This is a genomic window from Pseudomonadaceae bacterium SI-3 (assembly GCA_004010935.1).
Classification (GTDB): domain Bacteria; phylum Pseudomonadota; class Gammaproteobacteria; order Pseudomonadales; family Pseudomonadaceae; genus Stutzerimonas.
Window position 1 is genome coordinate 1,900,339 of record CP026511.1, and the last position, 12,454, is coordinate 1,912,792.

The 12,454-nt window shown below is 60.2% G+C and carries 11 protein-coding genes; 6 read left to right on the plus strand and 5 right to left on the minus strand.

The window, feature by feature from the left end:
* Positions 1-156: 156 nt before the first annotated feature.
* Complete coding sequence (locus C1896_09125; GenBank protein ID AZZ45058.1) at positions 157-828, minus strand: glutathione S-transferase; 672 nt, start codon at positions 826-828, stop codon at positions 157-159.
* Between the two features lie 91 nt (positions 829-919).
* Between C1896_09125 and C1896_09130 the strand changes: the two genes are divergently transcribed.
* Positions 920-1,504 (plus strand): DTW domain-containing protein, encoded by a 585-nt coding sequence (locus tag C1896_09130; GenBank protein AZZ45059.1) that lies wholly within the window; start codon positions 920-922, stop codon positions 1,502-1,504.
* A gap of 6 nt (positions 1,505-1,510) precedes the next feature.
* Here the strand turns inward: C1896_09130 and C1896_09135 are convergent, their stop codons facing one another.
* Together C1896_09135 and C1896_09140 are read right to left on the minus strand one after the other, a co-directional pair.
* Positions 1,511-1,912 carry a DUF454 domain-containing protein gene (locus C1896_09135; GenBank protein ID AZZ45060.1) on the minus strand — a complete coding sequence of 134 codons (402 nt, stop codon included), beginning with the start codon at positions 1,910-1,912 and terminating at the stop codon, positions 1,511-1,513.
* A gap of 14 nt (positions 1,913-1,926) precedes the next feature.
* Complete coding sequence (locus C1896_09140; protein ID AZZ45061.1) at positions 1,927-2,514, minus strand: YecA family protein; 588 nt, start codon at positions 2,512-2,514, stop codon at positions 1,927-1,929.
* A gap of 243 nt (positions 2,515-2,757) precedes the next feature.
* Between C1896_09140 and recQ the strand changes: the two genes are divergently transcribed.
* The 3 genes from recQ (at position 2,758) to C1896_09155 (ending at position 7,768) form a co-directional block, all read left to right on the plus strand.
* Positions 2,758-4,881, plus strand: coding sequence for a DNA helicase RecQ (gene recQ / locus C1896_09145; protein ID AZZ45062.1), 2,124 nt, complete (start codon positions 2,758-2,760; stop codon positions 4,879-4,881).
* 165 nt (positions 4,882-5,046) lie between these two features.
* Complete coding sequence (locus C1896_09150) at positions 5,047-5,484, plus strand: MarR family transcriptional regulator (GenBank protein AZZ45063.1); 438 nt, start codon at positions 5,047-5,049, stop codon at positions 5,482-5,484.
* Positions 5,485-5,794: 310 nt separating this feature from the next.
* Complete coding sequence (locus tag C1896_09155; protein AZZ45064.1) at positions 5,795-7,768, plus strand: peptidoglycan-binding protein LysM; 1,974 nt, start codon at positions 5,795-5,797, stop codon at positions 7,766-7,768.
* Positions 7,769-7,796: 28 nt separating this feature from the next.
* On the opposite strand, the gene C1896_09160 is transcribed toward C1896_09155, so the two are convergent.
* Entirely contained in the window at positions 7,797-9,977 is a 2,181-nt protein-coding gene (locus tag C1896_09160; GenBank protein AZZ45065.1) for a hypothetical protein, read from the minus strand.
* A gap of 73 nt (positions 9,978-10,050) precedes the next feature.
* Here C1896_09160 and C1896_09165 point away from each other — a divergent pair, with 73 nt between their 5' ends.
* Positions 10,051-10,335 carry a selenoprotein gene (locus C1896_09165; protein AZZ45066.1) on the plus strand — a complete coding sequence of 95 codons (285 nt, stop codon included), beginning with the start codon at positions 10,051-10,053 and terminating at the stop codon, positions 10,333-10,335.
* A gap of 22 nt (positions 10,336-10,357) precedes the next feature.
* Here C1896_09165 and C1896_09170 read toward each other — a convergent pair whose 3' ends face one another.
* A complete protein-coding gene (locus C1896_09170) occupies positions 10,358-11,287 on the minus strand; it encodes a LysR family transcriptional regulator (GenBank protein ID AZZ45067.1) in 930 nt (309 codons plus the stop codon).
* Between the two features lie 124 nt (positions 11,288-11,411).
* Here C1896_09170 and C1896_09175 point away from each other — a divergent pair, with 124 nt between their 5' ends.
* Positions 11,412-12,407 carry an FAH family protein gene (locus tag C1896_09175; protein AZZ45068.1) on the plus strand — a complete coding sequence of 332 codons (996 nt, stop codon included), beginning with the start codon at positions 11,412-11,414 and terminating at the stop codon, positions 12,405-12,407.
* The last annotated feature ends 47 nt before the right edge of the window (positions 12,408-12,454 follow it).

Here is a 12,454-nt window from a genome sequence, read left to right on the forward strand (position 1 = left end):
TAGTCATGAAAGCATTGCTCAATAGTGTGTGCTGGAATCTGGCAGTGGCGCTTGGGTTTGTCGAACCGCCTCGTTTGCAGCCGATCCCGGTACGAGCGCAACGAGACAAAGCAGCGGCCCAGCGTCGCTGACCTCGGCGGGCCGGGCGCGGTAGCTTTAGCGCCCCGGCATTACCGGACCACCGTTTTCAACGGCGCGCTGATAAGCGGGTCGCTCTCTTATACGTTTCAAGAATGCCGTCAGGTTTGGCCGACTGGCGTCCAGGCCTGCGCGCGCCTGAGCGGCTTCTAGCGGAAAACTCATCTGAATGTCCGCGACGGTGAAATCTTCGCCCGCGAACCACTGCGTCTTGGATAACTCGCTTTCCATGTAGTCCAGATGCAGCTTGAGCTGCGGGCCGATGAACGCTTGATTGGCGCCTTTGGCGATCGCTCGGGCCACGGGCCGGATGAAGAATGGCATCGGTCCGTTGGCGACGCGATCGAAGACCAGTCGTAGCAGCAGGGGCGGCATTGCCGAGCCCTCCGCGTAATGCATCCAATAACGGAAGCGAAGGTAGTCCGGGGTATCGGCAGCGGGCGCCAGCCGGCCTTCGCCGTAGTGTTCGACCAGATACTCCAGAATGGCTGCGGACTCGGCGAGGGTGAGGTCGCCGTCAGTAATCACAGGGGATTTGCCCAGCGGGTGCACCTGCTTCAGCTCGGGCGGCGCCAGCATGGTTTTCGGGTCCCGGGCGTAACGCTTGATTTCGTAGGGTAGCTGCAGCTCCTCTAGCAGCCACAGCACACGTTGCGAGCGAGAGTTTTCCAGATGGTGGAGCGTGATCATTGGCGACTGCCTCCCAGTTTTCAGTGAGTGGGACCAGCATAGCCTGCCGTTGCGTGCGATATGGCAGACTTCGCCGACCACAGGAGAAGTCATGTCCCGTCCGCAATGCCAATACTGTCAGCGGCCTTCCAGCCACTGCTTGTGCCCGTTAATCCCCTCGCTGACTAGCGAGACGCAGGTACTCATCCTGCAGCACCCCAGCGAAACCGCGCATGCGCTCAACACGGCTCGATTGGCCGTCTTGGGGCTGCGCAGTGCAAAGTTGGTGGTGGGCGAAGTCGTCAGCGTTCCAGCCGATGAGCGTGACAACTATCTGCTATTTCCGGGGGACGATGCCATTCCGCTGGAAAGCCTGGCTCAGGGTGAGAAACCGTTGCGACTGGTCGTCCCCGATGGCACCTGGCGAAAGGCCCGCAAAATGCTGCATCTCAATCCCGAGCTGGCGACCTTGCCTCGCGTTTCACTGCCCACGGGGCTTGTCTCCCGTTACCGCTTGCGGAAGGCGCCGGCGCCAGGTGCGCTTTCAACCCTCGAGGCAATTGTCACCGCGTTGAACATACTGGAGGGCGAGGGGCGGTTCGATAGATTGCTTCGTCCGTTTGAAGCCTTGATCGAGGCGCAGATAGATGCGATGGGCCAAGAAACCTACCAGCGTAATCATGGCCGTGAGAACTGAGGTTTCTCAGCGGGCAGGGAGCGTTTTCATGCGGAGGATATAGAGGCTGACCAGCGTTGCGCTGGTCAGCATGCCGATACGCGCCCAGAACATCGGTACCAGCCAGCAGGAGACGCCGATGCTGATCCACATGGTCGTAATGGCGTAAACCTTGCCCTTGAGTGGAATGCCTTTACCTTCCAAGTAATCGCGGAACCAAGGACCTAGCCGGGGGTGTGTCACCAGCCAGTCGTAGAAACGACGAGAGCTACGGACGAAGCAGGCAGCAGCAAGAAGAAGAAAAGGCGTGGTTGGCAGGACCGGCAGGAAGATTCCGATGATGCCGAGCGTGACGCTTATCCAACCGATCACCAGCAGCACATAACGTGCTACTGGATTGCGATACGTTGGAATATCGCGGTGAGCCAAGAGGCTGTCCGGCGTCAGTGCTTGCGAGGTTTGAGAAGCGCGGGCTTCTCTTCAGGTGCGTGACAGATCAGGTACAGCGCCGTAAGGATCTCTGGAATTTGCTCGACCATCTCCGCGACCAGGTTCTGATCTGTGGCGATATCGCTGAATTCGGGTTGCTCGTCGAAAAGACCTGATCCGACCATGATCGGCAAGAGCAGCTCGCTGACTTCCTCTTCGGAATCTTCGAACCACACCGACTCGCGCATGAACACGCCTTCCATGAAGCCGATGCACCAGCCGCGCAGGTCGGACTCGTCTGGCTCGTCGCCCATGTCGAGTTCGCAGGGGAGCTCCATGTCTTCATCACTGGCCAGTTGCCGTGCAATGTGTGCCTTGAGCTGGATCAGCGTCGCCTCGATGGCTTCGCGCTCGGTGTCGTCCGCATATTTTGGCGGCTCGGCAAACAGCGCGTCGATCCATTCGCGTTCCGGCACTTGTTCCGAACAGATGCACAAGGCGGTGAGATAGCCATGGGCGGCGATGTAATCGAGGGCTTCTTCGTGCAGATCATCTGCATCCAGAAACACTTGCAGGCGGGCGAGTTGCTCGGCGAAGGACATCGATGGCTACCTTGGAGAGAAAACAGCGCTGATTCTAGACGAGCCGCAGGCCTCAGGCTACCGCGCGCTTTGACGCTGCGGCGGCTGCGGGCATTTCCTGCCACTTCGTCTTCGACTGATTGAAAATTTCGCCCGGAGTTCCGCCGTGCCGCCGTGGGTCACCCAACTATCGCAGGAGCAGTGTTCTGCCTGAACCGGACGGCTGTGTCGCGTATACTCGCGCGTCTTGTTTCGGAGACCGGCATGCTCGATCAGGCACAGCGCATTCTCAAAGATGTATTCGGCTACGACGCGTTTCGTGGCAACCAGGGTGCGATCATCCAGCGCGTAGCCGACGGCGACGATGCGCTGGTGCTGATGCCGACCGGCGGCGGTAAATCGCTTTGTTATCAGGTGCCGGCGTTGCTTCGCGACGGCTTGGCCGTAGTGGTGTCGCCGCTGATCGCGTTGATGGACGATCAGGTGGCTACGCTCGAGGAACTGGGCGTTGCGGCGGCTGCGCTCAACTCGACTTTGACGCCCGAACAGCAGCGCGACATTGCCGACCGTTTGCGGCGTAACGAAATCAAGATGCTTTATCTCGCGCCCGAGCGGCTGGTTCAGCCGCGCATGCTGGCGTTCTTGCAGCGCTTGCAGATCGGTTTGTTCGCCATCGATGAGGCGCACTGCGTATCACAGTGGGGACATGATTTTCGTCCTGAGTACCTGCAGCTCGGCCAGCTGGCTGAATTTTTCCCCAGCGTCCCACGAATTGCGCTGACTGCCACGGCTGACAAGCGCACTAGGGAAGAAATCGTCCAGCGCTTGCATCTGGGGAACGCCGAGCGATTCCTTTCAAGTTTCGATCGGCCAAACATCTTCTATCGCATCGTGCCGAAGGAGCAGCCTCGCAAGCAGCTCATGGCGTTCCTTGCCGAGCGCCGCGGTGACGCCGGAATCATCTATTGCATGTCGCGCAAGAAGGTTGATGACATTGCCGCCTTTCTTACCGAACAGGGCTTTCCGGCGTTGCCCTACCATGCCGGCCTGCCGAATGATCTTCGGGCGTTTCACCAGAGGCGCTTTCTCAATGAGGAAGGCCTGATCATGGTTGCGACCATCGCGTTCGGCATGGGCATCGACAAGCCCAACGTACGTTTCGTTGCTCATCTGGATCTGCCGAAATCGCTGGAAGCCTATTACCAGGAGACCGGCCGCGCGGGTCGCGATGGTTTACCCGCCGACGCCTGGATGGCATACGGGCTGCAAGACGTGATCTTCCTCAAGCAGATGCTCAACAATTCCGAAGGCGACGAGCGACACAAGCGCATCGAGCAGCACAAACTCGACGCGATGCTCTCGCTCTGTGAGGAAACTCGTTGCCGTCGTCAGGTGCTGCTGGCGTACTTCGATGAGGATATGCCGGAGCCCTGCGGGCATTGCGACAATTGTGTGGACGGCGTGCAGACATGGGATGCCACCGAGCCGGCGCGACAAGCCCTGTCGGCGATCTACCGCAGCGGCCAGCGCTACGGTGTTGGTCACCTGGTCGATATCCTCCTTGGGCGAGACAACGAAAAGATCCGCAGCCTCGGTCATCAGCACCTGTCGGTATTCGGCGTAGGCAAGGCGTTGTCCGAAGGGGAGTGGCGATCACTGTTTCGCCAGCTGGTCGCCCGCGGGCTAGCCGACGTCGATCTGGAAGGTTTCGGTGGCCTTCGCCTCAGCGACAGCTGCCGTACTTTGCTCCGGGGCGAGGTCACCCTGGAGCTGCGTCGAGAGCTGTCCACCAAGGCGCCGAAGTCCGCCGCGAGCGCAGCGAGTCAGCTGGTGCGCAGCGAAGAGCGTGACACCTGGGAAGCATTGCGCACTCTACGCCGTAAACTGGCTGAGGAGCATGGTGTGCCGCCTTACGTCATCTTCCCGGACGCGACGCTTCTGGAGATGCTTCGCAGCCAACCCGGCACACTCAGCGATATGGCGCGCATCAGCGGTGTTGGGGCACGCAAGCTCGACCGTTACGGCCAAGCGTTTCTTGAAGTGCTGCAAGGCACGGCACCAGCGGCCAAATCGCCAGCCGATGTTCGCCACGAACTGATCACTCTGGCCCGCGCGGGCATGACGCCGGCGCAGATCGCACGGCAACTCGATTGCAGCGAAAAGAACGTCTACGCCATGCTTGCCGAAGCCATAGGCCAGCAGCAGTTGAGCCTTGAGCAGGCGCTAGACCTGCCAGAGGAGTTGCTCGGGGAAATCCAGGAAGCCTTCCTCGATGGCGAAGGGGAATTACCTCCGGTTGCGGCCGTTGCTGAACAGTTTGCCGGACGAGTCCCCGAGCCGGTTTTGTTCTGCGTGCGAGCATCGTTGCAAGCCGAATTCGAGCTCTAGCAGTCAGTCTAGGGGTGCGGCGTATTGCCGCTGCGCTTGTCCGCTGTCCGGGCTAGCGCGGTGCGCCGCAATACAGGGTTACGTACCGGGCCGATGGTAGCCTTGCCAGCCTCTCGGAGCTGTGGTTAGCTCGCTAATAATTAGTTTTTCCGGAAAGACCGCTCCATGTATCCCGACCAACATCGCTTCGCCATGCAGTTGGCTCAACTTTCGCGTGGCTGGCGCGCCGAGCTGGACCGTCGTCTAGCAGATCTAGACCTTTCTCAGGCGCGATGGTTGGTTCTACTGCATCTGGCCCGATTTGACCACGACCCTACACAACGGGAGCTTGCACAAAGTGTTGCAGTCGAGGGGCCAACGTTGGCGAGGCTATTGGACAGTCTCGAAGCACAAGGTTTAGTCCATCGCCAGCCGGCTCCCGGTGATCGCCGCGCCAAACTCATTACGCTAGGTGCCCCAGCGCGCCCGCTCATCCAAAGAATCGAGGCGATTTCCACTCAGGTTCGCCACGAACTCTTCGACGGGATTGACGAAGAAGATTTGCGCAAGTGCCAGCAAGTACATGAACGCATCTTGGCGAACCTTGTAAAAGCCAAGCGTTAAGGCGGCCCTGCCATATACGTTCCTACGCACAGGCCTGCGCGCGATCTGGCTATGGCTAGGTTGGCGCGCCGGGCGTCTACGCAACATTCTAAAGCGCGTGCATAAGCCGCCTGATTTCAGGCACTGCCTTCAGCTGCCGTTTGTCTTTTGACGCTAGGCTATGTTTTGCAAATGATGGCACAATGCCTTCGCGCGCACGCCGACGAACTGCCTCTAATTTTTTCCGCATCAGTCGATAACCGCGTCACAGTTCAGTAATCGAACCGTGGACCGGCGAAGAAACACGCCGAACGCCACCTGCGGAGGTTTCATGGCACTCGGTCGTCGAGTCTTGTTAACGGTGGCCTCTGGCTCGCTGATCTATTCGGGCATGGTTTCCGCTCTAGGTATGGGCGACATCACGCTCGACTCTGCCCTGAATCAACCGCTGAGTGCCGAAATCGACCTATTGGACGTAGGCGATCTGGGCGTCGATGACATCCGCGTGGTGTTGGCTTCTAACGCAGACTTTGCGCGTGTGGGCGTCGAGCGCCTGGCGTTTTTGCAGGATCTGCGCTTCACGCCGGTTATCGACGGTAACCGGAGCCGGATCCGCGTTGCGACCAATAAGCCCGTCCGCGAGCCTTATCTCAACTTCCTGGTCGAGATCACCCGGGCGAAGAGCCGGATGCTCCGTGAATACACGGTTCTGCTTGATCCGATGCCAAGTTCGCCCGAGGGTTCGAGCAGTTTCGTCGTGAATGATCTGCAAGCCGAGGCTCGGCCGGCGCGTGTCGAACCCGCGCGTTTCGTGCCGCCTGCCGAGCTGCCGCAAGCGTCTCAGCGTAAGCGTCACCGGGTGGCTAGCGGGGAGAGCCTGTGGGCTATCGCCGGCGCCTACGCAGATGGCACCCAGGCGTCACAGGCGCAATTCATGCGCGACATTCAGGCCTTGAATCCCGATGCCTTTGCCGATGGTGATGCGGCGCGTCTCAAGGCGGGGGCAGATCTGCTGTTGCCAGATGCAGCCATACAAGCCGCTGCAGGGTTCGTAGAGCCCGCTTCGCCAGCGCCGATAGCCGAGACCACCACGCAGGGCCAGCTGACAGCTGATGCCAAGCCAACTGCACCGGCGCCTGCCGATCCGGCACTTGTCGACGATCAGGTAGCCATGTTGCGTCGTCAGCTGTTCGAAGAGCTGGCCGCCAGCCGTGAAGAGAATCAGCAGCTCAAGCAAATGCTGATCGACATGCGGCTTCAGCTCGAAGCCGTTACTGCACAATTGGTGGAGCAGGGGCGGCCGCAGGCGATTGCTTCGCCAGCCGTGGCGCAACCGGCACCAGCGATAATGCCGGAGGCTCAGCCGATCGTGCTGCCGCCAGCTGAGGCGACCCCAACCGAGGCTATTTCGTCGTTTCGATGGCAGAACTGGACGTTGCCCGGCGGCGGAGTGTTGATTTCCATGTTGTTGGGTGGCCTGTGGTTCAGTCGCCGCAAAAAATCCGAACCCAAATATCCAGATGCGGTGCCCGTTGCAGTTGCCGCTCCCCAGCCGACGCGTGTGCCGCCGGTGGCCTTCGCAGCTGCGCCGGAAATGCCTCGCCAGCCCGCGCATGCCTCTGTCAGCGAGACTGACGTGCTTGAAGCGGCAAATATCTACATCACCTATGGCCGCCGCGATGAGGCGATTGACGTGCTGTCGCGCGGAATCGAGCGGGCGCCGACGCAACTCGATATTCGTCTTCGCCATCTCGGGCTTCTTGCTGAGGTCGGCAACGTCGCCAGTTATTGCGTGGCTGCCGACGCCTATCTGCAGGCGGGGGGCGAGCGTGCACTGCTCGATCAGCTGCTCGCGTTGCATCCCGCGCTGGCTTCGGCGGTTTCTGTCGCCAAACCAGCAGTAGCTGAGCCGTTCCTGGATCCGGATATCACCATTGTTCTGGACGAGTCACTGGCGGTAGACTTTCTGGACTCTGCTCCTGAACCCGTCCCGCGACCTTCAGCGGTGGAGGCCGTACAGGCGTACCCCGCTCAGCCATTGATTGATGGTTTCGATGAGGCATTGACGCTTGGCGAGCTGACATCGTTGCTCGGCAATGCGGAGCCGGTCGAATCGAAACCGACAACGGAAGAACTTCGCCAGCTCGAGCCGAATCCCGAACACCTGGTCCGTCTCAACCAGGCCGTTGCGTATATCAAGCAGGGCGACATGGAGAATGCTTGCATCATTCTCGAATCCCTCGCGACTGAGGGAGATGCAGCGCAGCGGCAGCAGGTCAACGAGTTGCTTGCACTGATCGCCTAACGGAGCAGGTTAGAAAGGGGCGCAGCGATCAGAAACTTCGCCCCATATTCAGATACAGGGCGTGCTCAGCTTCGTCGTTCAGACCGTAGCTGAAATTCAGCGGCCCTAGCGGTGTCTCGTAGCCGATAAAGATGCTGCCTGCGTTGATATAGCCGCTATCGAACGCGTTGTCGTTGTTCCAGGCGCGCCCACGCTCCAGTGACGCACCCAGATAGAGCGGGAAATCCAGCGGCAGAAACGAGCGGGGTGTCATTCGGCGGTAATAGATCATGCGTGCCAGACTGATGTTCTGGCCGGACAGGGCGTCTTGCCGGAACCCCGACAATTGCCGCGCGCCGCCGAGCAGAAAGCTTGAGGTGACGATCTCGGCATCATCCAGTGTTCGTCCGTAGCGTCCGCCAAATACCAACGTATCCAGGCCGAAGCTGAAGGCCTTGTCCAGGCGAAACTCCCACTGACGATAGCGCCTATCGGAGCCCAGACTAGGATCGTACTGGCGAAGGGTAAGTCCGATGTCCTCGCCCTCACGAGGGAAGTCGACGTCGTCCACCGTGTCGAACGAATACTGCAGCTGGTAGTAACCTTCCTCGAATGAGAAGTCTGGCAGTTGCTGGTCACCGACGCGAACATCAGCTTCACCCCAGGCTTGCCCCACACCAAAGCGGATTTCGCCGTTATTGGCAATCTGTCGACCCAGACTTAGCCCATAGCCATAGCGCTGCAGGCGGTATTCGGCGATAGGGTCGTTATCCAGGATAGCCTCGACGTTCTGCGCTTGCGCAATGAGGTTCGGTGCGACGAACCAGCGGGAGCCAGCGTCTAACGGCTGGTAGAACTCACTGAAGAATTCTTGACGATCGCCCAGTTGCAGACGCGTCAGCCACTCGGCACCCAATTCATTGATGCCGTTTTTGCGGAAGCTTGCGCCGATGTTGAATGCGCTGTCGCCGCGAAAATCATCAGAAAGGTTGATTCCAAGACGCAAGTAATCGGTGCCGGATCGCTTTTCTCGGGCTGTGACGACCAGCGTATTGCCGGGTTTACCGTTGACGATTCGGTACTCGACCTGTTCGAAGTAATCGAGTCCGTACAGCGTGCCCATGTCCTTTTGCAGGTCTTGCACGTCCAGCCGCTTGCCGATCTGCTGGCGGATGTGTCGGCGTATCACTGCATCGCCGACCTTGGAATCGTTCTCGATGCGAACGGCGGTAATCAGCGGAGTGCGCGGTTCGGCCGAACGGGCGAGGCTCAGCGAAAGGTTGCCGCCGCTTTCGCTGCGCATGGTAGCCAGCCGACCACCCAGCGCATCGGCAGCACGATAGCCCGCATCGATCAGCTGTTCGGCTCGTCCGAAATCGGTCGACCCAAACGCTGCCAGCATCGGTTGCACCAGCAGGTCTTCCGGTCTCAGCGTGGCCAGCTGCGCTTCGGAGTTGCGCCGGGTCATCATGGTGATCGACTGGTTGAGCACATCGACGACGGTTAGCAGCTGTTCGCGCGGCAGCAGTGGCGTGCCGATGTCCACTACGATCAGACGGTCCACACCCATGTCTCGAGCGACATCCATCGGAACGTTGTCGACCATCCCGCCATCGACCAGTAGCCGGCCATCTATTTCGACCGGGGCAAAGACGGCCGGGATCGACATGCTGGCGCGGATGGCCTGGGGTAGGTGGCCGCTACGGAAAATGACCTTCTTGTCATTGGCGATATCGGTCGCCACAGCGCGGAACGGGATTGGCAAACGGTCGAAGTCACGGATGTCACTGGCATGAACCAACAGCCGTTCGAGCAGCAGCGCCAGGTTCTGCCCCTGGATCACACCAAGCGGAAGGCCGAGGCTGCCATCGTCGCGAAAGCTCAGCTTGCGTTTGACCAGAAAGTCCCGGTCGTCCTGCTTGCGCCGGAAGGGGATGTCCTCGCGCGGAGGATCGTCGGAAAGCACCTGCTGCCAGTCCAGTTCGAGTGCCAGTTTTTCCAGTTCATCGACACTGTAGCCAGCGGCATACAAGCCGCCGATCACAGCCCCCATACTGGTGCCAGCAATTGCATCGATCTGCACGCCTTGTTCTTCCAGCGCCTTAAGCACGCCGATATGCGCCAGGCCCCTCGCGGCGCCGCCGGAAAGGACCAGGCCAGTGCGCGGCTGGGTTTCGGCAAAGCCTGCCAGGGGGACGAGCAGGATCAGCAGAAAGAGGAGACGAGACATGAAGGCACACCGGACGGACTGACGTGAAATGGCGGTTATTATAGGGGCCCGTCAGCTACCCGAGCGCCTCGACATGGCCGATACCAAGCCCGAAATTGTGATCACCTATTGCACCCAGTGCCAGTGGATGCTGCGCGCGACATGGCTGGCTCAGGAGCTGCTTTCAACCTTTACGGATGACCTCGGCAAGGTGTCGCTCGTGCCCGCAACGGGCGGGACCTTTCATATCACCTGCGACGGTGTGCAGATATGGGAGCGCAAGCTGGACGGCGGCTTTCCTGAAGCCAAGATCTTGAAACAGCGGGTGCGGGACCAGATCGACCCGGAGCGAAATATGGGGCATAACGATCGGGCCTGAGCCTACTCCAGCGGCGAACCGATCAGACCGACAGCTGCTCGGTCTGCAATTCTTCCAATAGCAGCTGCGCCGCTGCTGACAGCGTGCTGCCGTGGCGGGCTATCACGCCATAGGGCTCGCTGCGTGACTGCAGATTCAATGGCAAGCGGCGGATCATGCCGAACCTCTCGCTGAATTCGGCCACGGCCAATGGCATGACCGCCACCAGTTCGGGATCCTCCTGCAAGAGGCTGAGCATGGTGAAGGTCGAGGCGGTTTCGACCGGGTAACGCGGGAATTCCAGCCCACATTGACTGAACTCGCGTTCGAGCAGCAGGCGCATGGGCATGTTCGCTGGGTAGACCACCCAACGGTAGATGCTAAGGTCGGCCAGTTCGAGCGTGGCGGCGCGCGCCGGATGGTCTGGGTGGGCCACGACCGTCAATTGTTCTGGGTGTAGCGTCAGACAGTCGTAGGCGTCCGGGCGCTGGCTGACGCTGCTGCGGCAGATCGCCAGATCGAGCCGGCCCTGATCGACCAGACCCAGCAGCCGCGCGCTCGTATCCTCGACGATCTCGACCGAAAGCTCCGGCTGCTTGCGCCGCAACTGGCCGAGTGCGCGCATCAGCATCGGTACGGCACCCATGATGGTCCCAACGGAAAGCCGGCCGCCATGACCCTGCAGAATTCCCACCATTTCTTCGCGCAGGTGCGCCACGTCGCTGTGAATCAACCGGGCGTAGCGGATCACGCAGCGGCCCAGATCGTTGGGCACCAATCCTTGGCTATTGCGGGTGAAGAGCTCGGCTCCGAAGGTATTTTCGATCTCATGCAGCGATTTGGTCGCGCCAGGTTGGCTGATGAAGACCTGCTCGGCCGCGCGGTGCAGCGAGCCCTGCTCATCCAGCGCAATCAGTAACCGCAGCTGCTTGAGCCTGAGGCGAGAAACAATGGAGGGGAGGGCGGCAATCATGGGATGACTGGAAGTTATCGCTCAATCAGAAGTCGTCATTAGGCACCAGCGGACGCGGTTTTTAAAGTGATCGCAACAACACCCCCATCAGGCTGGGCGTCATCACAACAAAAGGAAGGTGCGCATGCGGTTGATTCAATTCGAGAGCGAACTGGGTTGCAGGCACGTGGGGCTGGTAGCCGACGAGCGAATCGAGGTCCTAACTGGCGTCACCAGCACGCGCGAGTTGGCTTTGGCAGCCATACGCGAGCATCGCAGCCTCGTTGAGCACGTCCAGTCCCAGGCACGCGAAGCCGGTCCGCTGTACCGCGAGCTGCTCGAGGCAGGGCGGGTGCTGCCGCCGCTCGACCATGAAGACACTGCCCATTGCCTGGTCAGCGGCACGGGTCTAACCCACATGGGTAGCGCCGCGACTCGCGACAAAATGCATCAACAGGGCGAGCAGGACGAAGCCAAGCTCACCGATTCGATGCAGATGTTCCGCTGGGGTATGCAAGGCGGTCGCCCGAAGTCAGGCGGCGTTGGTGCCCAGCCTGAATGGTTCTACAAGGGAGACGGCAGCATTGTGGTGCGTCCCGGTGCGGACTTCCCGGCGCCTGATTTTGCCGAGGACTACGGCGAAGAGCCCGAGCTCACCGGCCTCTATGTAATCGGGGATGACGGCCAGCCGTACCGCTTGGGCTTCGCCCTGGGCAACGAGTTTTCGGATCACGTGCTTGAGCGCAAGAACTACCTTTATCTTGCGCACTCGAAGTTGCGCTACTGCTCGTTTGGTCCCGAGTTGCGGGTAGGGCCATTGCCGGCGCACTTGGCTGGAGTCAGTCGTATTCGCCGAGGCGAACAAGTGCTGTGGGAGAAAGAGTTTCTGTCCGGCGAGGAAAACATGTGTCACACGCTGGAAAACCTTGAGTATCACCATTTCAAATATGCACAGTTCCTGCGCCCCGGCGATGTTCACGTGCATTTTTTCGGGACAGCGACGCTCTCGTTCGCGGACGGAATCAAAGCCCAGGCGGGCGATCAGTTTGAGGTCAGCCTGGATGAGTTTGGCGCACCACTGCGCAACGGCATCAGCATTTGCCGTTCGGGTATTTCCCCAGGCGGCGTGAAGCCACTCTGACATCCGCATGGCTAGTGACTGGCCGCAACGCCCCAGGGCACCTACGC

What these genes read in the sequence shown, in the direction of transcription:
- C1896_09165 (AZZ45066.1), top strand. Translation starts at nt 10,051, where the DNA reads ATGGCCGATACCAAGCCCGAAATTGTGATCACCTATTGCACCCAGTGC.
- C1896_09155 (AZZ45064.1), top strand. Translation starts at nt 5,795, where the DNA reads ATGGCACTCGGTCGTCGAGTCTTGTTAACGGTGGCCTCTGGCTCGCTG.
- C1896_09170 (AZZ45067.1), bottom strand. Translation starts at nt 11,287, where the DNA reads ATGATTGCCGCCCTCCCCTCCATTGTTTCTCGCCTCAGGCTCAAGCAG.
- C1896_09160 (AZZ45065.1), bottom strand. Translation starts at nt 9,977, where the DNA reads ATGTCTCGTCTCCTCTTTCTGCTGATCCTGCTCGTCCCCCTGGCAGGC.
- C1896_09175 (AZZ45068.1), top strand. Translation starts at nt 11,412, where the DNA reads ATGCGGTTGATTCAATTCGAGAGCGAACTGGGTTGCAGGCACGTGGGG.
- C1896_09140 (AZZ45061.1), bottom strand. Translation starts at nt 2,514, where the DNA reads ATGTCCTTCGCCGAGCAACTCGCCCGCCTGCAAGTGTTTCTGGATGCA.
- recQ (AZZ45062.1), top strand. Translation starts at nt 2,758, where the DNA reads ATGCTCGATCAGGCACAGCGCATTCTCAAAGATGTATTCGGCTACGAC.
- C1896_09125 (AZZ45058.1), bottom strand. Translation starts at nt 828, where the DNA reads ATGATCACGCTCCACCATCTGGAAAACTCTCGCTCGCAACGTGTGCTG.
- C1896_09130 (AZZ45059.1), top strand. Translation starts at nt 920, where the DNA reads ATGTCCCGTCCGCAATGCCAATACTGTCAGCGGCCTTCCAGCCACTGC.
- C1896_09150 (AZZ45063.1), top strand. Translation starts at nt 5,047, where the DNA reads ATGTATCCCGACCAACATCGCTTCGCCATGCAGTTGGCTCAACTTTCG.